The sequence below is a fragment of the Olsenella uli genome (assembly GCF_016899935.1).
GTDB lineage: Bacteria > Actinomycetota > Coriobacteriia > Coriobacteriales > Atopobiaceae > Thermophilibacter > Thermophilibacter uli_B.
Window position 1 is genome coordinate 1 of record NZ_JACJJK010000040.1, and the last position, 271, is coordinate 271.

General features: G+C 54.2%; 1 protein-coding gene. It reads left to right on the plus strand.

Annotated elements, in window-relative coordinates:
- Window positions 1-271, plus strand: a 271-nt coding sequence (locus tag H6A07_RS09770) for a hypothetical protein (RefSeq protein WP_204814729.1), incomplete at both ends; no start/stop codon positions are given.

The window sequence follows — 271 nt, forward strand, 5'->3', positions numbered from 1 at the left end:
ACGTTTTAAGGATAAATGTGTCGGCATCGTCAACGGGAACGGCGAGATTATGACACGCCTCGGACGGTATGCGAGGGCGAGACTGCTGAAAGACAACATCCTTTCGGTGACGGACGTCAACGGGCAGGCAGCTTACATCGACTTGTACAACGAGCGGACATACACGAAGAAGCCCAAGGTTGTGGCGTTCGGACAGGTGCAACTGCTTGAGGTTGACGGCGTGTATTACAGCCGGACGAAGGAACTTTACAAGACAAGGCGCGGCATCCAC